The 18,846-nt window shown below is 60.6% G+C and carries 17 protein-coding genes and 1 tRNA gene; 15 read left to right on the plus strand and 3 right to left on the minus strand.

All coding sequences use genetic code 11. From position 1 onward, the window contains the following. The first annotated feature begins 8 nt into the window (after window positions 1-8). Window positions 9-509 carry a hypothetical protein gene (locus G5S37_RS29880; RefSeq protein WP_165209944.1) on the plus strand — a complete coding sequence of 167 codons (501 nt, stop codon included), beginning with the start codon at window positions 9-11 and terminating at the stop codon, window positions 507-509. Here G5S37_RS29880 and G5S37_RS29885 read toward each other — a convergent pair. Continuing rightward, on the minus strand, window positions 506-2,926 hold the full coding sequence (locus tag G5S37_RS29885) for a hypothetical protein (RefSeq protein ID WP_165209947.1): 2,421 nt from the start codon (window positions 2,924-2,926) through the stop codon (window positions 506-508). The genes G5S37_RS29880 and G5S37_RS29885 overlap by 4 nt on opposite strands. Before the next feature lie 18 nt (window positions 2,927-2,944). Next, window positions 2,945-3,019 (minus strand) — tRNA-Thr (locus G5S37_RS29890). Window positions 3,020-3,637: 618 nt separating this feature from the next. Between G5S37_RS29890 and G5S37_RS29895 the strand changes: the two genes are divergently transcribed. The 9 genes from G5S37_RS29895 (at window position 3,638) to G5S37_RS29935 (ending at window position 10,866) form a co-directional block, all read left to right on the plus strand. Continuing rightward, the gene (locus G5S37_RS29895) at window positions 3,638-4,180 is read left to right on the plus strand and encodes a MarR family transcriptional regulator (protein WP_165209950.1); all 543 of its coding nucleotides are present in this window, start codon (window positions 3,638-3,640) and stop codon (window positions 4,178-4,180) included. A 50-nt stretch (window positions 4,181-4,230) separates the two neighbouring features. Continuing rightward, window positions 4,231-5,058, plus strand: coding sequence for a membrane bound O-acyl transferase family-domain-containing protein (locus tag G5S37_RS29900; RefSeq protein ID WP_165209953.1), 828 nt, complete (start codon window positions 4,231-4,233; stop codon window positions 5,056-5,058). After that, window positions 5,055-5,492 carry a hypothetical protein gene (locus G5S37_RS29905; protein ID WP_165209956.1) on the plus strand — a complete coding sequence of 146 codons (438 nt, stop codon included), beginning with the start codon at window positions 5,055-5,057 and terminating at the stop codon, window positions 5,490-5,492. Before G5S37_RS29900 ends, G5S37_RS29905 begins: the two co-directional genes overlap by 4 nt. Before the next feature lie 30 nt (window positions 5,493-5,522). Next, entirely contained in the window at window positions 5,523-6,440 is a 918-nt protein-coding gene (locus G5S37_RS29910) for a TIGR01777 family oxidoreductase (RefSeq protein WP_165209959.1), read from the plus strand. A 33-nt stretch (window positions 6,441-6,473) separates the two neighbouring features. Then, window positions 6,474-6,908 carry a hypothetical protein gene (locus G5S37_RS29915; RefSeq protein WP_165209964.1) on the plus strand — a complete coding sequence of 145 codons (435 nt, stop codon included), beginning with the start codon at window positions 6,474-6,476 and terminating at the stop codon, window positions 6,906-6,908. A gap of 182 nt (window positions 6,909-7,090) precedes the next feature. After that, on the plus strand, window positions 7,091-8,014 hold the full coding sequence (locus G5S37_RS29920; RefSeq protein WP_165209967.1) for a DUF2071 domain-containing protein: 924 nt from the start codon (window positions 7,091-7,093) through the stop codon (window positions 8,012-8,014). A gap of 25 nt (window positions 8,015-8,039) precedes the next feature. Further along, complete coding sequence (locus G5S37_RS29925) at window positions 8,040-8,501, plus strand: DoxX-like family protein (protein WP_165209970.1); 462 nt, start codon at window positions 8,040-8,042, stop codon at window positions 8,499-8,501. A gap of 9 nt (window positions 8,502-8,510) precedes the next feature. Continuing rightward, a complete protein-coding gene (locus G5S37_RS29930; RefSeq protein ID WP_165209973.1) occupies window positions 8,511-8,987 on the plus strand; it encodes a hypothetical protein in 477 nt (158 codons plus the stop codon). 154 nt (window positions 8,988-9,141) lie between these two features. Beyond that, complete coding sequence (locus G5S37_RS29935; protein WP_165209976.1) at window positions 9,142-10,866, plus strand: adenylate/guanylate cyclase domain-containing protein; 1,725 nt, start codon at window positions 9,142-9,144, stop codon at window positions 10,864-10,866. A gap of 24 nt (window positions 10,867-10,890) precedes the next feature. On the opposite strand, the gene G5S37_RS29940 is transcribed toward G5S37_RS29935, so the two are convergent. Then, on the minus strand, window positions 10,891-11,385 hold the full coding sequence (locus G5S37_RS29940; RefSeq protein WP_165209979.1) for a hypothetical protein: 495 nt from the start codon (window positions 11,383-11,385) through the stop codon (window positions 10,891-10,893). A gap of 219 nt (window positions 11,386-11,604) precedes the next feature. Between G5S37_RS29940 and G5S37_RS29945 the strand changes: the two genes are divergently transcribed. From G5S37_RS29945 to nadB, 5 genes are all read left to right on the plus strand, one after another. Continuing rightward, window positions 11,605-12,123 carry a hypothetical protein gene (locus G5S37_RS29945; RefSeq protein ID WP_206026215.1) on the plus strand — a complete coding sequence of 173 codons (519 nt, stop codon included), beginning with the start codon at window positions 11,605-11,607 and terminating at the stop codon, window positions 12,121-12,123. Between the two features lie 114 nt (window positions 12,124-12,237). After that, window positions 12,238-12,987: a DUF4013 domain-containing protein gene (locus G5S37_RS29950; protein ID WP_165209985.1), complete on the plus strand. Its 750-nt coding sequence runs from the start codon at window positions 12,238-12,240 to the stop codon at window positions 12,985-12,987. Window positions 12,988-13,159: 172 nt separating this feature from the next. Next, window positions 13,160-14,497, plus strand: coding sequence for a Gfo/Idh/MocA family oxidoreductase (locus tag G5S37_RS29955; protein ID WP_165209988.1), 1,338 nt, complete (start codon window positions 13,160-13,162; stop codon window positions 14,495-14,497). Between the two features lie 624 nt (window positions 14,498-15,121). Next, window positions 15,122-16,534, plus strand: coding sequence for a 3-isopropylmalate dehydratase large subunit (gene leuC, locus G5S37_RS29960; RefSeq protein ID WP_165209991.1), 1,413 nt, complete (start codon window positions 15,122-15,124; stop codon window positions 16,532-16,534). A gap of 708 nt (window positions 16,535-17,242) precedes the next feature. Next, window positions 17,243-18,844, plus strand: a complete 1,602-nt coding sequence (nadB, locus tag G5S37_RS29965; protein WP_165209994.1) for an L-aspartate oxidase — start codon at window positions 17,243-17,245, stop codon at window positions 18,842-18,844. Window positions 18,845-18,846: the final 2 nt, after the last annotated feature.

Consider the following 18,846-nt stretch of genomic DNA (forward strand, 5'->3'; position numbering starts at 1 on the left):
GTGTGCGCATGACTGGCCGCCTCTCGAATTTCCACCTGCCGGAAGAGCCGGGGACACAATTCGTGGTCGAAACTTGCAGTGTTGGTCCAAGAGGTCGCGAGTGGCTATTCTTCGTTTCCAAGCGCAACGGACGTTTGTGGGCCGCCTGCAGCGACATGTATGAATGGCCGGTCGAGGAGAGCCAGTACCGTGCCTTATTGGAGTGGGTCCAGGCCAAAAAGAAAAGCGGTTGGCTTCGCTCCGGCAACTGGCGCCAAAACTGTGGCGACTGTGGGATCCGCTTGCGAATCTCCTGTATCGACAAGGAATTGCCTGTGTGCCTTTCCATCACCGTCGCCAAGCCGACACCGGAATCGGTGCTTCAGGTCCTGCATGAGCTGCTGGACCGATGCGGCGCGCTGGTGGGCCAAGTACCGGGATTCCTGTCGCAAGAACACCTGCCCACAGAGTTCATGTCCCACGAGGAGTGGCTCGCCGAGCTTGAATCACGTGCTCGTGAAAACAGCTAGCTGGCAGCGGCAGTGTCCGTCGCCGGCGATTTGGTTTCTTGAAGGAGCCAATGTTGGGTAATCGTCCAGCCCAGGAAGCGACAACCTTCTCCCGTGGAGGGTGATTTCCCGTGATGGGCAGCTTCCAACCCCAGCAGAGCCGGCGTGAACCGCTCATGGAAAGCCGGAGACTGCTTCGCCAAATGCTCCTTCGCCCAAGCCAGAAACTCAGCCACCTTTTCGGAAGGCAGCAGGGAGAGGAAGAAGATCATCTGGCGCCAGGCGTAGGCCGTGTTCTTGAGCTTGATGAGCTTGGCATGCCAGCTGTCTGACTTCACCTGCTGGCGCCTGCAGATCCATTCGAAGCATCGCATTGCCATGCCGGATAGATCAGGTTGGAGTTCGCTGCGCAATTCAAAGATGCGGAAGAGGACCGCCAGGTTGTGAGTGGTCAAGATTTGCGCCTGCTCAATGACCATGCCATTTCTCGCCACAGACCAGTTCGCTGAGTTTTCCAGGCCGGATCTCGCGGTGCAAAGATAGGCCAGCGGATCTCCCTCTTCTTTCGAGCTCGACCAGGGCCAGCGACTTGCCGGTTTCTTTTCACGATCTGGCAGTTTTTGGATGGTGTCCGGATCCAGCTCAAAGTAGCGTTCGTAAAGGGTGCCTTTCAGGTAGATAGCTGCCTGCTTCGCTGCTGCGATGAACGCAGGCGAGAAGGCATTCATGAAGATGTCCGCCGCAAGTTCTTCCACCAGCGGAAGGTTGAGCTGTGCCGTGCTCGATAACGCGCGGAATTCCTTGAGGAGCTTGTTCGGAATGATCGCCTCGGGAAACGAGCGCATCGCGAGCATCGCCACTTCTTTCAGCGTGACCGCAGCTTCTTCGCCGGCAGATTGATGCCGTGTCTTCAGCGAATCCAACGCCGCGATCCACGGCAGCTCCTTGAGCTTCACCTGGCTCTCCAAATTGAGCAGCAGCAACGACCGACGACGACGGAACGCCCGATAGACGGCTGCATAGAGCGTGCGCGCCACCGGATCTTCCAGAGCCGCCGACGCCGCATTCGAGGTGAACTGCGGTATCAGTACGGCGAGGGTATCTGCGGAGCTGATGATGCCTTTGTCGATAAGTACATCGGCTGTGGCGCACAGGCAGCGGGAAGCCTTCCTGACTATGGAACCCGGAATCTGGGTGCCTGCGGGAACATTAAACTGCACTGCCTCTGTAGCACTGATGGGCTCGGCGAGGGCATCCACGGATTCCAGGCCACTGTCTGCATCTGGTACGCCCAATCGATTCCTGACTACCGCAGCGATGTCATGGAAGCCGGGCGGTGCGATCTGCGCTTGCTGCCGCTTCTCGTGTTCGACAGCTTTCTCAGCTCCCGGTGTGCCGTACTTCGCGATGTGGCGCGCGAGAATGAGCCGGACCTTTCCCACATCCCGACCCGTCAGAGACTTGGGATCCGCGGCGCAACGCTCCAGATAGGCCCGAAGCTGCGCGAAGCTGTCGCCGTACTTTTCCGGACGGCTGCAGCGGGTGTTGGTTGCACGCGTCTCGCGGTAGCGTTGGACCAGACGTTGCGCACGCGCCTGCCAGTCGGCGGGATATTTCTGACATGGCCAGCCTCCTTCGACATGGAACTTTCCTGTCTCGGGGGAAACCCAGCTACCTGCTTCATCGGGGCGGATGCTCGGAGGATCGCCTTCCACCGTTTCGAGAAACAACCCAATCACCTCGCGATAGTAGGGCAGCCACACTTGAATCGCCTCCCGCTGGGCGCTGATGCCAGGACGAGGCTGGATATTCTTCAGGCGACTCTTCACCGATTGGGCGCTTTCCAGAAGTACGCGGGCGCCGGAGTTCACCGGCTTTTCCCTCCATGCGGGATAGAAGCGAAGCTCAGCAAAGTAAGGTGCCAGCTCCTGGAGCAGATGTTCTGCAGCCTCCAGATGTCCTGACGAGGCGAGCCACACGATCACCGGCAGAGCACCTTCCTCGGGCACGTTGATTTCATAGCGTCCACTGAGGACACGTTCGCGGAGCACCTTGAAGCCGGGCTCGCTGAGGAAGTACCTGTTCAGCACTTCTCTCGGAGCCATGGCTGCCGGATTCGGTATCTGCAGGAGCAGTTCCTCCTCATGTTGCAGCAGATGTCCACCTGCGAGCAAGCGTCCCGTTGCGAACCCACCGGTGACGACTTCGAGTGTGGCCCATACGGGTTTGTCCTTCAGCGGCTGGCGTGAGCCCACGCCCAGAGCGCCGGAGAGCAAGCCTTGGATCACACTCGACCACTTCTGCGCTTTGGCTTCAGCGCGGTCGCGAGTCGTCTGGTCAGGGTGAGTGACGGCGGTCTCCATGGCTTTGTGCATCTGGCCGGCCGCGTAGCCGGGGTTCACAGATGGCTGGCCTTGGAGCGTTTTGTCATCGGACATTGCGGAGGGGGAATCGGATGGATCCGGGGGCGGGATTCGAACCAGCGACCTCTCGGTTACAAGCCGAGCGTTCTACCACTGAACTACCCCGGAATACGGGTTTGGCAGAGTTGTGGATTTAACTGAATCCGTGGGCAAAAGCAACGCATTGATGGCTTAGTGTTCGGCGCTCTCCTCGCCCAAGGCTGGCTCGTGGAAAGTGTCCGTGAAACTTGGACACTATAGCCCAAACGCTGGATTAGTCTGGTGAGCGTCCCGGGCCAAAGAGCTTTTGCCAAAAAGTGGGTCTAGACTCCCGCCTTCTGACAGAATCAATCAGCGCTTCTTGGTCGCGAAAAACCTCAACCGTTTTGCCGGAACCAGATCCATCAAACAAAGCCCATTCGGTAAGTGGATCTGTCTCCAGCATCTGCAGAGCATAGGCCCGCGCGTCACTCAGTGACGGAAAGAGGAGAAATTGCTCTTCATCTGTCCTCAACCATGCACCAGACTGGTGGTCGACCAGCCTTCCGTTGTTGGGGTCCAGCCTGATCAAAGCACCTTGCTCTGGTCTTAAGCAGTCGAGAGTCTGAACGAGTGCGATGGGGTCCACCTGAAGCTGGGATGAGTTGTATCTGCCTTTGAGTGTACCACCCACGGGCGAATTTTGCAGATTTCCACTCGACACCTTCCCATTCTTCAGCTATTTCTGTCTTAACCGAAAAGACTGACATGACGGACCTGCCGCCCATCACCCGCAAATTCATCCTCCACTGGGGTGAGATGGGCGTGCGCTGGGGCATCAACCGGACCATGGCTCAGATCCACGCGCTCCTGTACCTCTCGGAGCGCCCGCTCAATGCAGAGGAAATCTGCGAGGCGCTGGAGCTGGCGCGGTCGAATGTCAGTGTGTCCCTCCGTGAGCTTCAGGGCTGGGGCATTGTGAAGCTGGTGCACCTGTCGGGCGACCGCCGGGACCACTTCGAGAGCATGAAGGACGTCTTTGAGATGTTCCGCGTCATTGCGAACGAGCGCCGCCGCCGCGAGGTGGATCCTACGCTGAAGCTCATCGAGGACTGCCTGGAAGACGCGGGCAAGGAGAAGAAGGGCGAGGAATATGTGCGCGCCCGGCTGACCTCGATGAAGGAATTTTTCGAACTGGCCACGACCTTTGCCAATCAACTCGAGCGCCTTCCCACCGGTTCGCTGGTGAAGGTCGCCCGCATGGGGGACAAGGCGGTCAAGCTGCTCGGTCTGGGAGGCCAGGGAAGCTGAGGTCGCTTTTTATTTGCCATTGAATTTCGTTTTCTACCGAAACTACCGACATGAACGCCACAACCGCCATTGCCGAAACCCTGCCCCGCTGGGTCACCATGTGGCTGCTCGCGGCGGCAATCTTCTACCTGGGCAAGGCGGCCATGTGGATGCTCACCCCCGCGCCGAAGGGCGGCAGAAACACGATGCTCACCGCCGGCTGGTGGCTCGCCTGGCCGGGCATGAGCTTGAACGGCTGGAACAAGTGGCCTGCACGGAAGGAAACGAAAGACGCGGGCAAGATAGGTGCCCTCTGGCTGGATGGCATCCGCAACATCCTCTTCGGTGCGGCGCTGCTGTGGGGAATGGCGCGACTCTTCAGCCACCACCCGCTCGCTGCAGGCTGGGTGGGCATGATCGGGCTTATCTTCCTGCTGCACTTCGGTGTGTTCCATCTCGTCACCGCCTTCTGGGGTGGACTCGGCATGAAGGTGAAACCGGTGATGCGCAATCCCCTTGCCGCCACCACCCTGGCGGAGTTCTGGGGTCAGAGGTGGAACACCTCGTTCCGGGACCTCGCGCACCGTACGCTCTTCATTCCGGTGGCGCGTCGTTTCGGTGAGAACGGAGCCACGTGGTTCGTCTTCGCCATCTCGGGACTCGTGCATGAGCTGGTGATCAGCGTGCCAGCGGGCGCGGGGTATGGACTGCCCACCGCCTACTTCCTGGTGCAGGGCGCGGGACTCATCATGGAGCGGCGCTACTGCAAGCTGCCCACCACCATCAAACACCTCCGCACCCTGCTCTTCACCACGGTGCCTGCCTTCTTTCTCTTCCATCCGCCTTTCGTGGAGGGCGTCATGGTCCCCTTCTTCCACGCCATCGGAGCCCTGCCATGAATGCCTATTCGCTCATCACTCTGGAGAACCTGCTGCTGCTCGCAGGTCTCGGCCACTTCGCCATCCTCTCTGCCACCGCGCTGGTGCCAAAGGTGCTCGACTGGAAGAGCACGCTGAAGCCACTGCCACCCTTCCTGCGCACTCTGTTCTGGGTGTATGGGGTGTTCATTGTGCTGACCATCATCGGCCTGGGGACGCTCACGCTGTTTCATGCGGATGCCATGGTGAAGGGTGAACCCACGGCGCGTGGGCTGGCCGCATTCACCGCGGTGTTCTGGGGTGCGCGACTCCTCGTGCAGCTCTTTGTCTTCGAGACTGGTCCCTACCTCACCAATGCCTGGCTGAAGCTGGGCTACCACGTGCTGACCGCGGCCTTCGTCTTCTTCACCACCGTGTACACCGTCGCGGCGCTGCACCTGACGATTTGTTTCTGATACACCACGAATCCCCATCTATTCACGGTTATGCACAAGGGAAAGATCATCATCGCCGGAGGCAGCGGATTCCTGGGAATCGCCCTGGCGCGTCATCTCACCGATGAAGGCTACGAGGTCTTCATCTTGTCGCGTCACCTCCTGCCACCCGGTGTGCCTGCGAGATACATCCACTGGGATGGGAAGACCCTGGGCGCGTGGGCAGCGGAGCTGGAAGGCGCCACGGCCGTGGTGAATCTCACCGGGAAGAATGTGAACTGCCGCTACACCACGACGGCGCTGGATGAAATCAACGGATCACGGGTGGACTCGGTGAAGGTGCTTGGCGAAGCCATCCGTGCCTGCCGTTTCCCGCCCGGTGTGTGGGTGCAGGCTGGATCGCTGGCCATCTATGGAGATGGCGGTGAGCACGAATGTGATGAAACCACACCCCATGGTGAAGGCATCCCGGTGGACACTTGTTTGAAATGGGAGAGTACTTTCGATGCGGAGGTCACACCGCACACGCGCAAAGTCATCTACCGCATCAGCTTCGTACTCGGAAATGGCGGCGGTGCCCTGCGCATGCTGACCAATCTCACCAAGTGCTACCTCGGCGGCGCGATTGGAAACGGCCGCCAGTACATTTCGTGGCTCCACGTGGAGGACATGAACCGCCTGTGGCTGCGTGCCATCGAGGACGAGCGCATGAACGGCACGTACAACGCGACGGCGCCGAACGCAGTGACGAACGCCGCATTCATGCACGAGCTGCGCAGCGTGCTGCACCGTCCGTGGAGTCCGCCCATGCCGGCATTCCTCGTGCCTATTGGCTGCTTCTTCCTGCGCACGGAGCCGGTGCTCGCGCTCACGGGACGGCGGGGCATTCCCGCTCGACTCACACAGGAGGGCTTTGAGTTCCACCACACGGAACTGCCCGAAGCACTGCGCGATCTTTTTGCCAAGTAACCAACCTACACCGCATCACACCACACTACTGCCATGAACACGCTCATTGAATTCGCCCGCACGCATCTGGAACTGTTCCTCCGCATCGTCGCCGTGGCGCAGTTCTCCCTGGTGATCGCGAACCTCTTCATCGCGCGCATCCTGGGCTGGAAGCCGGAGATCGATCGCATGTCGCTCCTGGTACGGGAGGTGTTCATCATCCACTCGTGGTTCATCACCATCACCCTGGCCATCTGGACGGTGCTCACGTGGCGCTTCGCGCATGAAATGGCGCATGCGCCCACCGAGCTCTCGCGCTGGCTGTGCTGGGCCATGGCGGGATTCTGGGGCATCCGCTGCGCCGCCCAGTGGCTGCACTACAGCCCGAGCCACTGGCGCGGCATTCCGAGCCGGACGTTTTTTCACTGGCTGTTCTTCCTCGGCTATGGCACGTGGACCGCGGTGTATGCACTAGCGGCGACGGCGTAGCGGGGAAGTTTTGGATGAAATGGAGACTTGTGAATTGCTGAGAGAAAAGAAAGGGGAACATGGTCATGAAACACTCCGGCGAAATGGAAGCGGGAGTTGGAGGATTGGGTGAGCGAAGGAAAGTGTGCGCTGTCGAGGAGGATGGAGATGCGCTGGGACATGCCACACCAATGGGGGCAGGAATGCCCCCACTCCTTGAAGGCGGGCTACACGTTGCACGCGAAGGAGCACCCATTGCTTTCTCAAGGAGCGGGGGCATTCCTGCCCCCGACTACGTTGCATCACCCCTGATACACCATCACACCCCAGCAGAAGAACCACCCAGCGCCTCCGCCCGCGCCCGCCTGCTCGCCATGCGCGGCGGCGAACCGCTGCTCTTCGCCGATTGGGAGCGCGCCCTCATGCTGCACTACGAGGTCGCACCGGAGAAGCTGCAACCCTTTGTCCCCTTCCCTCTCGATATCCGCGAGGGCAAGGCCTACGTGAGCCTCGTCGCCTTCACCATGCGCGGCATGCGACCGCGGCATGGCGGGAAGCTCGGCAAGCTTTCCTTCAAGCCCATCGCTACCCACGGCTTTCTCAACGTGCGTACGTATGTGAAGCACCACGGCGAGCGCGGCATCTACTTCCTGTCCGAGTGGTTGCCCAACAAACTCGCCGTGCTGCTGGGCCGCCCCGTGTTTGGCTTGCCCTATCGCTTGGGCAAGCTGGACTACCGGCATCATCACGAGCGCGGGCGGCTGCGTGGTAGTGTGATCCCTCGCAGCAGTAAACGCATAGACACGGGAGCCGCTGTGCTGCGCTATCGCGCGACCTTGCCCATGCACCCCACGTTCCGCCCTGCGGAGCCCGGCTCACTCACCGAGTTCCTCATGGAGCGCTACACCGCCTTCACCACCTGGCTGGGTTGGAAGCGTTGCTTCCGCATCTGGCATGAACCGTGGCCGCAGTGCGAGGTGGAGGCTGTCATCGAAGACGACAGCCTCATGTCCCTCACCGGCGACTGGGCCAGACACGCCCGCTTCATCGGCGCCAACTACTCGCCTGGCTTGCGGGATGTGTGGATGTCTCGCCCCACCCGCGCCAGTCGCCGCCCTCGTCTCTAACCAACTTCAGAAAGGAATCAACACCATGAACACCACTGCACTCGCAACCATGAACCATGCTCCGGACGTAGGAGCCACCACGCCTCAACTCACACTCGGTGAATGGAAAACGCTTCACCGCATCAAGACCGCCGCACGCCTGAGCATCGGCCTCGTGTGGGTATGGGAGGGTTTGATGCCGAAGATGCTGTTTCCCAATGCGACCCAGTTTGAAATGGTGCGCCGCAGCGGCTGGTGGGTCGGCTCTCCGGAAGCCACACTGTGGTGGCTAGGCGCCGCGATGGTCGTGGCAGGCCTCGCCATCATGAGCGGCATCTGGGAACGTGCCGCCGCCCTTGTTTCAACCCTGGCCGTTCTGATGTTGATGGTGCTGGTCATCGGCACCAACCCCGAGGCGCTGCATGACCCCTTCGGCGGTCTCGTGAAGGACGCCTGCCTCTTCACCTGCGCCGCACTTGTGTGGTGGTGGCCGCGGGGAAACAAATAATCCATTGCGATGGCACTTGGCTACCTAGAACCCAGAGCGTTGGTTTTCATTTGTGGGCTGGTCGTACTGCTTTTCTTGTTGGTCCACAGGGAAGCAAAGGGCCATGTCTTGCTTGTGACGGTCTTGGCCTATTGGGCCGCTGTCATGTTTGTGCTTTACCGGCCCGAGGTGGGTCGTGAGGAACTCCAGGATTTCAAGATGAGTTGGTGCGTAGGTGCCAAGTCTTCCGCGGCACGGGAAGGCGCACAAGTGACTTTGACGTTCGTGGACTATCCCGAGCATCATCTGATAGAATACTCCGATGAATTGGCGGAGCACCTGTCCAGGAACGCAAAGGATTGGGTGTCTGTGAAATTCAAGGTGACCACCGACCACGGAAATGTCAGAGGATTTCAAATGATCGAAATCGACGGCATGACCGATTGGAGATCGAACGGTGGGTATTTGCATATCGCGGGAGGTACTTCCAGGTCTCCTTGGGATTGAATTCGGTGCACGACTGACCGGGCTGCGGGCTTCTCTTTAGAGCCCCGTCCTTGCCAGACCCCCATTTGCATGCGGAGAAAAACGTCGTACATCACCCAGCAAGCACGCGGCCTCGCAAAATTCGGGCGCGTGATCCTGTACCGACCTTCTCTTCATGCCATTCATCAAGAGCATTGCCTCACGCATCTTCGGTCTCGCGCTCATCCTCGTGTGCCTGATGATCGCCCTGGTCGGATTCCTTCTCTACCAGGTGGCGGCCTTGAACGGGCATCTAAAGATCATCGCCGGCTACTACGCCCCCCTGCGACTGACCCTGGTCGATCTCAATGAAGCCGGACTGCGGCGGCGGCTCGCCTTTGAGCGGTGGCATGCCGCTCTTGAAGCGGGTCAGAGTCGCTCAGCAGCCGTCACCGAAGCTTCGAAGAACTACGAGATCTACAATGCGGCGGTGAAGGAGCGCATCGCCGAGGCGCGTGACATGCTGGCCAATGCCCCGGCCGGAAGCACCAACCTGCTGCGCATCCAGCAGGTCAGCGCCCTCCTGGATCAACTGGTGGCCAACTACAGCGTGATCCTGAAACGTCAGAACGAGGTGATCGAGCTCATCAAGAGCGGTGAGAAACAGCGCGCTACCGACATCTTGGGAGTCCTCGATGAACTCCAGGTCATTGTGCAGAAGCAACGCAGCGACATGCAGGGCATCATGGGCGAGGTGATCGCTGCGGCCACGAACGAATCCGCGGCGCGACATGTCAAAATCGTGTGGACCACCGTGCTGGCCACCGTCACTTCCGTGCTTCTGGGGCTGAGTGTAGCCGCCCTGGTGACGCGCAAGCTGGTGCGGCCGGTGCGTTCCCTGATGACGGGGATTCAATCCGTCGAAAAAGGTGACCTCACCGTCCAGCTCCCCGTGGCGACCGCAGATGAGATCGGGGCCCTCACGCGAGCCTTCAATTTCTTCATCGCCGAGCTTCGCCAGAAGGAGCAGATGCGCAGCACCTTCGGCAAATACATCGACCCGCGCATCCTGAAGCAGGTGCTCCTCGGGCCGGAGTCCGTTGCGGCATCCAGCGGAAGGCGTGAGATGTCGGTGTCGTTTTGCGACCTCTCCGGCTTCACCACGATAGGCGAGCAACTCACGCCTGCAGGCGTAGTCAATCTCCTGAACCGGCACTTCACCCTGCAAGCGGAGGCCATCCAGCAGCAGCATGGCATCGTGGACAAGTTCATGGGCGACGCCGTCATGGCCTTCTGGGGGCCACCCTTTTCCACCGAGCAGGGAGACGCCCTGCTCGCGTGCCGCGCCGCCCTGGAGCAAAGGAAGGCGGTGGAGCGCTTGCAAACCATGCTGCCCGAAGTCACGGGCCTGCGGAAGAATCTGCCGCAACTCGATCTGCGCCTGGGCATCAGCACCGGCGAAGTGGTGGTGGGAAACATCGGCTCGGAGAACACCCGCAGCTACACCGTCATCGGTGACACCGTGAATCTGGCATCGCGCCTTGAGCACGTGAACCGCTTCTACGGCACCCACATCCTCATCTGCGGCAACACCCGCACCGCCGCCGGCGAGGCGATCGTCACGCGTGAGATCGATACCATCATCGTCAAAGGCAAAACCGAAACGACCAGCATCTACGAACTGCTGGGGCTGGCCGGAGAAGTGCCGGAGAGTACGCTCGCCCTTTGCCACCGCTCCGCCGCCGGCCTTGCCGCGTATCATGCCCAGGACTGGGACACAGCGGAGACAGCATTCCGCGAGTGCCTCGCCATGGACCACGAGGACGCCCCTGCCCGGATCCTTCTCGAGCGCGTCTACAATTTCCGTCTCTCACCACCCGCTCCGGATTGGAATGGCGCGTGGGTTTTCGACGTGAAGTAAGAGAGCCAAGTCAGGGCTCACATCTTACGTTTTCCGCGCCTGCATCTCCCGGCTCATCTTCAGGCAATACAGCAGGGGCACAGCGCCGAACAGGCCGAAGGAGGTATCAATCAACTGCCAGTAGAAAGGAATGCCGCGCATCGAGCCCGCGATGAAGGCGAGCGGCAGGATGCCGAGGCAGCAGATGAGGCCGCACTTCAGCACCCAATCACTCTCCAGCGGCTTCCACAGCGGGCGGATAAAAAATACCGCGATGCTGAGGTGGCCGAACGCCAGCCAGTCCGTGCCGTACGCGATGAAGGGAAACTTTGCGTACGTCTCCTCCAGTCCATGCGCCACGAAGCCGATCCAGTGCCGCAGGCCGGTCAGTTCCGCGTAGCGCGACGGATCTTCTATCCCCAGCCAGTGGCACAGGAGACGCAGCTCATGCAGCAGTGGGAAGGCCGTGACCCCGGAGATGATGAGCCCGATGATGAAAAGCACGAGGGAGACACGGTAGCGAAAAAGCGCGGATGCCATGGAGGCTCACACCATGGCACAGGCCGGCGCAACGCGCCACGGACGCAAAGCGTGTCTCAGGCGACGCGCCCTCCCTCAGTCAGAAAACAACCGCCGTGTTTCAAAAAGACTTCTTGAAAGGAAAGCCACTCTGCCTCTCGTAAATGCGGCGGAGATGCGGCACAGTGTGTGCGTATTCTTCTCCGCTACCGCATTCCCCGCTCCTTCCTGTTCCTGCTCATGAAACTCCGCCCCACGCTCCTTTCGCTCGCCACCGTTCTTGGGTGCCTCATGGCTTTGCCCACCGTATCCCCCGCCCAGGACAAGGGGGACAAGCCGCTCAAGCTCGACAAGTCCACCACCGACAAGGCCAAGCAGATGTTCGACAAGCTGGTGGGTGAGGCCAAGGAAGCCGTGAAAGAAGGCGGAGAAAAAGGGAAGGACCTTTGGGAGCGCACCAAAGAAAACTTCAGCATGAGCCGCGAGGACTACATCAAGAAGGTGAACTCCGGCCTCGCCACCATGGACGCGGAGATCCAGGCCCTCGTGGAAAGCGGCGGCGCGGTGATCTCGCGGGATTATTTCAAGACCCGCATTGAATCGCTCAAGCAGCAGCTGGACTACTGCAGACGCGACTTCGCGCGCCTGCAAGAGGCGGCCACCGATGAAGCCTTCCGTGTGAAACAAAGAGGTTTCGACCGTGGGCTTGACTTCCTTGGTGAGAACATTGGACTCGCGAAGGAAGAGGCCGGGCTATAACGGCAACCGGCTGCAGATCGAGCCGGTCACCGGCATTTTCGATTCCAGTTTTTTCGTCACAACACGCACGCGGGGAAACAAGAACAGGCACATCACACCTCAAGGACATCGAAAATGAACTACATCGCCTCCATCACTGACTTCTTCAAAAGCCCCAAGTGGGTAATGAATCTCTTGTTCGCGGGACTCTGTGTCCTGTCCACGATGATCATTCCCGTTCTTGGACTCATCGTGCTCGCAGGCTGGTTGATCACCGGCTTCTGGGCCCGGCAGGATGATCGCTTCGAAACATTCCCCGATTTCGATCTCAACCAGTTCAGCACCTACCTGCAGCGCGGCGTCTGGCCCTGCCTGGTACTCATCGTGGCCGGCCTCGCCATCGGGTTTGTCATGTGGATCGTCATCATGATTCCCATGTTTCTTCTCACCATGGTTCTCGGCGGTGGTGGCGATAGCGCTGCCAGCAGCATTCTGGGCGCGCTGCTGGGACTTATTTCCATGGGCCTGTACTTCGTGATGTTTGCGGTGATTAATCTGGTGATCATTCCGCTGGGTCTCCGTGCGACGCTCATGCAGGACTTTGCGACGGCCTTCAATCTGGACTGGGTGAAGCGCTTCGTGATTCTCATGTGGAAGGAGATTCTGATTAGCAGCCTCTTCATGATGGCAGCATCGATGGTGCTCATGTTTGGAGGTATGATTGCGCTGTGCGTGGGGATGTTTGCAGGCCTTGCCCTTGTGTATTTTGCCTGGGCGCACCTGACGAAGCAGCTCTACTTGCTCTTCCTCAGCCGCGGTGGTGACCCCATTCCAGTCAGCCCGAAGCTCACCGGTGCGACGACCACTCCTCCGCAGCTCGGTTAAAGCCTTCATTTAAAGTAATTTACGCTGCAAGGCGGGCTGGAAACGGCCCGCCTTGTTTGCTTTTCGAGCCGGAGGCATCGGAACAGTGTCTGAAGGTAGCTGCCTCCTCCTGTAAGAAGCCCGGGAAAGGAGGCGTTCCGTCCTCCCGAAAATCGCTAGAACTCCTACTTTCATGCCCCACAAACACGCCAGTCGTCGTCGTTTCCTCACTGCGGCCGCCGCCTCCGCTGCCGCCCCCTTCATCCTTCCGGGCCGCGTCTGGTCGGCGGACGTGCCACCCAGCGAGAAGCTCCGCATGGGCTTCATCGGCATGGGCACCCAGGCTCGTGGCCTGCTGAGCAAGTTCCTCGGTGACGAGCGCGTCCTGGTCACTGCCGTGTGCGACGTCGACACCGACCGCCGCAACGCCGCCAAAGAGAAGGTCGACACCAAGTACGGCAACAAGGACTGCAAGGCCGTGAACGATTTCCGTGAAATCACGGAGAGCAAGGACTTCGATGCCGTGTGCATCGCCACGCCCGACCACTGGCACGCCGTCATCTCCATTTCCGCCCTCTCGAACGGCAAGGACGTGTATTGCGAAAAGCCCCTGACGCACAACATCCACGAAGCCGTGGCCGTGACCGCCGCCGCCCGCCAGCACAACCGCGTGCTGCAGACCGGCTCCATGCAGCGCAGCATGAGCGAATTCCGCATCGCTGCCGAGCTCGTGCGCAACGGTGTCATCGGCGACATCAAGACCGTGGAGACCAGCTTCGGTGATCCGGCCAAGCCGAACGCCAATCCCGAGGAGCCCATGCAGCCCGGCCTCGACTGGGATCGCTGGTGCGGCCCGGGCCCGCTGGTGCCGTACAGCCCCGTGCTCAGCCCACGTGGCGTGCACCAGGGTTTCCCTGCCTGGCGCATGACCCGCGAATTCGGCGGCGGCATGATCACCGACTGGGGCGCGCATCACATCGACATCGCCCAGTGGGGTCTCAACATGGACGGCAGCGGTCCGGTGGAAGTGAAGGCTCCCGCCGACTGGGACAGCCCGAAGGCCCGCGGCGCGCAGCTCATCTACGCGAACGGTGTGGTGCTCACGCACGTGAATGGCAAGGGCTGCAGCTTCTTCGGCACCGAGGGTGAAGTGCATGTGAACCGCGGCAAGTTCGAGCTCGTGCTCGGCGGGAAGCGCAAGTTCGGCTTCTGGGACAAGGAAGTGGACAAGGGCACCAGCCTGCAGCGCGAGTACACCCTGGCAGAGCGCGAATTCCTCGCGAATGCCAAGGTGAAGCTCTACAACAGCAAGGACCAGATCCAGGACTTCCTCGCTTGTGTGAAGAGCCGCGAGAAGCCGGTTTGCGACGTGGCCATCGGCGCTAGCAGCGCCATCGCCTGCCACCTGATGAACTTCGCTTACTGGTACAACGGCAGCTTCAAGTGGGACCCCGCCAAGACCAACTTCGTCAGCGGCGGCGATCCCAAGTGGCTCACCCGCGAGTACCGCGGCGAGTTCAAGGTGGCCTGAGGTCAACGCCAAGCCTGAGGGCCCCACTCCGGCCTGCCCATCAAACAATCCAAAGACCGCGGAAGGAACCTTCCGCGGTCTTTTTGTTTCCCATCCTCCGCACCTCGGAGAAGCAGGCGGTGATACCACCAACGGTTGAAAAAGGGTCTTAGTACAGGAAGCGAACGACTAGGCAAAGGAGCGTGGACACTCTTGTCCGCCGTTCTGTTGCGCAGCGACCTCCATCATGTGGAAACAACTCGTGACGCTTCTGGAGCAGCTGGTGGGAATGTGGCCTTGCCTGCCAGATGAAAGAGGGTGGTATGTCAGGGATGGCGGACAAGAGTGTCCGCGCTCCTTTGCAAGGTGCGGCGCTTCATCGTTGGGATTGAACGGTTCCTCACAGGACTCGCGCCGAGACCTGTTTTCAACTCTTCCGAGTATGACGGCTTGAGAATGAGGCCGGTGAACCGAGCGCGAGCGCCCCAAACAACAACCGCTCAACCATCGCAAACCACCGCTCAGCAACCGCAAACTCCCCTCAACTCCCTCTCCCGCCATTGCACCCTTGCAGAACCATGTTAGACTCATTCCCCCCGCCCCGTCCGGATGGCGGTTTCACTCGTAAGTAAGGAATCACGCAACATGGGCAAGACACTCTTCGCAAAAGTCTGGGAATCGCACTCCGTCGCCACCCTTTCCAATGGGCAGACTCAGCTTTTGATTGATACCCATTTGATTCACGAGGTGACCAGCCCCCAGGCATTCGGCATGCTGCGTGATCTGGGACTGAAGGTCGCCTACCCGAGCCGCACCTTTGCCACCGTGGACCACATCGTGCCCACGGATGTGCAGACCGAGCCTTTCGCCGACCCGCTCGCCGCGGAGATGATCAAGGAACTCCGCCGCAATGCGGAAGAGTTCGGCGTGACCTATTTCGACCTGAGCACCGGCAAGCAGGGCATCGTGCACGTGGTGGGACCCGAGCAGGGCATCACCCAGCCTGGCACGACCATCGCCTGCGGTGACTCCCATACCGCCACGCACGGTGCGTTCGGTGCGATCGCCTTCGGCATCGGCACCACCCAGGTGCGCGACGTGCTCGCCACGCAGACCATGGCGCTCAGCCCCATGAAGGTCCGCCGCATCAATGTGGACGGCACCCTGCGTCCCGGCGTGTATGCGAAGGACGTCATCCTGCACATCATCCGCCTCCTCGGCGCCGGTGGTGGCAAGGGCTTCGCCTATGAATACGGCGGCAGCGTCTTTGACGGCTTCACGATGGAAGAGCGCATGACCGTGTGTAACATGAGCATCGAAGGCGGTGCCCGTTGCGGTTATGTGAATCCCGACCTCAAGACCTTTGAATACCTCAAGGGCCGTCCCTACGCGCCGAAGGGCGCCGAGTGGGATGCCGCCGTGCAACACTGGACTGCCATCGCCTCCGATCGCGACGCGCAGTATGACGACGTGGTGAACATCAAGGCGGAAGACGTGCCGCCGACCGTGACCTGGGGCGTGAGCCCGGACCAGGCCATCGCCGTGACCGAAGCCGTCCCCACCGTGGACAGCGCTGGCAGCGACGAGCAACGCGTGAGCATCCAGGAAGCACTGGAGTACATGAAGCTCGAAGGCGGCGCGCCCATCAAGGGCACCAAGATCGATGTAGCCTTCGTCGGCTCCTGCACGAACGGACGCCTGAGCGACTTCCGCGAAGTGGCGAAGTTCCTGAAGGGCAAGAAGGTGGCCAGCCATGTGAAGGCCATCGCCGTTCCCGGATCCCAGATCGTCGCCGTGATGGCGGAGAAGGAAGGCCTGAACAAGGTCTTCACCGACGCTGGCTTTGAATGGCGTGGTGCCGGCTGCTCCATGTGCCTGGCCATGAACCCCGACAAGCTCGTGGGCGACCAACTCTGTGCCAGCTCCAGCAATCGCAACTTCAAGGGACGTCAGGGCAGCCCCACCGGCCGCACCATTCTCATGTCCCCTGTGATGGTCGCCGCCGCTGCCGTGACTGGTGAAGTGGCGGATGCGCGCGAAGTGTTTGAGTTGGCGTAAGCAAGCTAGAGCACCCAGAGACGATAAAAGGGCCGCAGGAAACTAGCGGCCCTTTTTCGTGTCTTGGGATGGTGATGGCGTGCGACCCCGAAATGAGGGCAGGAGCACCCATAAGCATCAACCTGAAGATTTCATTTGCACCGGAGGGACAATGGCCTGCGAGTTCATCGTCGAAACGAACACTCTCTCGAGCCCCTGAGGTACCCTTGGCTCTGCATCTTAACGCCCCTCCAAAAAATGGGACGGTAGGGATGCGCTCCTGCGCGTCCGTAGATAGTGGGCGGAGGCGGAGGAGCTGCCACGTGGCGAGGCCGTTTCGTGTCGCAGTTCCACACCACCTCCGCCCGCCTGAAGTCGGACGCGCAGGAGCGCATCCCTACCGCCTCTTTGGTGGAAGGGCGTTTGCCTTTAAGGGCGTAGTCCGCAGAACTGCTTCGACTGTGCCTCATAGGCCACTGCGAAAGGCACGTGCTCGCCCAGCGGAGGCTTCGGCACGCTCTCATTTGGGTCAATGCGTATGGCAGGAATGCCCCCACTCCTTGAAGTGACGCAGGCCGCACCCAAGGATCGGGGACATTCCTGTCCCCGATGGAGGGTGGCCGCTCGCATGATCCATTTTTCTCCGATGCACTCTATTCATCGCACACCACCCTCGCACTTTTCCACCCCACCACTTGCATCTAAGCGACTCCGCAACGAAATCGTCGGATGCACGAATACGACTTTATTGTCGTGGGCAGCGGAGCTGCCGGGCTCACTGCGGCATTGAGGGCCGCCAGACACGGCAAGGTGGCCGTGATTACCAAGAAGAGCGCGGAGGATTCCAACTCCGCCTGGGCTCAAGGAGGCGTGGCCTGTGTGCAGAGCGAAGAGGACTCCATCGACCAGCATGTCCAGGACACGCTCATCGCCGGCGGTGGCCTGTGCAAAGAGGACGTGGTACGCACCATCGCGAGCGAAGGTCCCGCACGCATGGCAGAACTCATCGCGCTGGGAGTGCAGTTCGACCGGCGCGAGGTGAATGGCACGCTGGAGTTTGACCTCACCCGCGAGGGCGGCCACACGCGCCGCCGGGTGCTGCATCACCACGATGCCACCGGAAAGGAAATCTCGGACAAGCTCGTGGCCGCTGCGAAGGCGGAGCCGAACATCACCCTGCTGGAGAATCACTACGCCATCGATCTCATCACCACGGCGAAGCTTGGCTTTGTCTCGGAGGATCGTGTCATCGGCGTCTACGTGCTGGATGAAACCAGCGGCGACGTGAGGGCCATGCGTAGCGACCGCATCATCCTGGCGACCGGCGGGTGTGGGAGGGTGTATCAATACACCACCAATCCTCGTGTAGCCACCGGCGACGGCGTGGCCATTGCCTGGCGTGCCGGAGCGCAGGTGGCGAACATGGAGTTCATCCAGTTCCACCCCACCTGTCTCTACCATCCGCAGAAGCGCTCGTTCCTCATCACCGAGGCCATGCGTGGCGAGGGCGCGGTCCTCGTTGGGAAGGACGGCAAGGAATTCATGCACCGCTATGATCCGCGTGGTTCCCTCGCGCCTCGCGACATCGTGGCGCGCGCGATTGACCACGAGATCAAGCGCACCGGCGGTCCCTGTGTGTATCTGGACATCACGAGCAAGCCGGCAGACTTCATCCTCGCGCACTTCCCGAATATCTACAAGGCATGCCAGGACGTGGGCATCGACATCACGAAGGAGCCCATCCCCGTGGTGCCTGCGGCCCACTACCAGTGTGGCGGCGTGCGCACGGATGTGAATGGCGCCACCAGCCTCCGCGGCTTGTGCGCTGTGGGTGAAGTGGGATGCACCGGCCTGCACGGGGCGAACCGCCTCGCGAGCAACTCCCTGCTGGAGTGCTTCGTCCTAGGCCATCGCGCCGTGGACTTCCTGATGCACAAGCTGCCCATGGGTCGCGAGGAGTTGCAAGAGTACGAAATTCCCCCGTGGCAGAGCGGCGATGCGCAGAACATCGATGAGCTGGTGGTCATCTACCACAACTGGGACGAAATCCGCCGCCTCATGTGGGACTACGTCAGCATCGTGCGTACATCGAAGCGACTGCAGCGCGCTGCGGCACGTCTGCGCAATCTGAAGCGCGAGGTGCAGGAGTTCTACTGGCACTACCGTGTCACCGCCGAGGTGCTGGAACTGCGCAACCTCGTGGAGTGCGCTTCACTCATCGTCGACTGCGCCGTGCGCCGCCATGAGAGCCGTGGCCTGCATTACACGCTGGACTATCCCAACGTGGATGCCACCAAGCCGCCACAGGATACGGTGTTGCGCAGGTATTAGAA

Source organism: Roseimicrobium sp. ORNL1, assembly GCF_011044495.1.
In the GTDB taxonomy this organism is placed as follows: domain Bacteria; phylum Verrucomicrobiota; class Verrucomicrobiia; order Verrucomicrobiales; family Verrucomicrobiaceae; genus Roseimicrobium.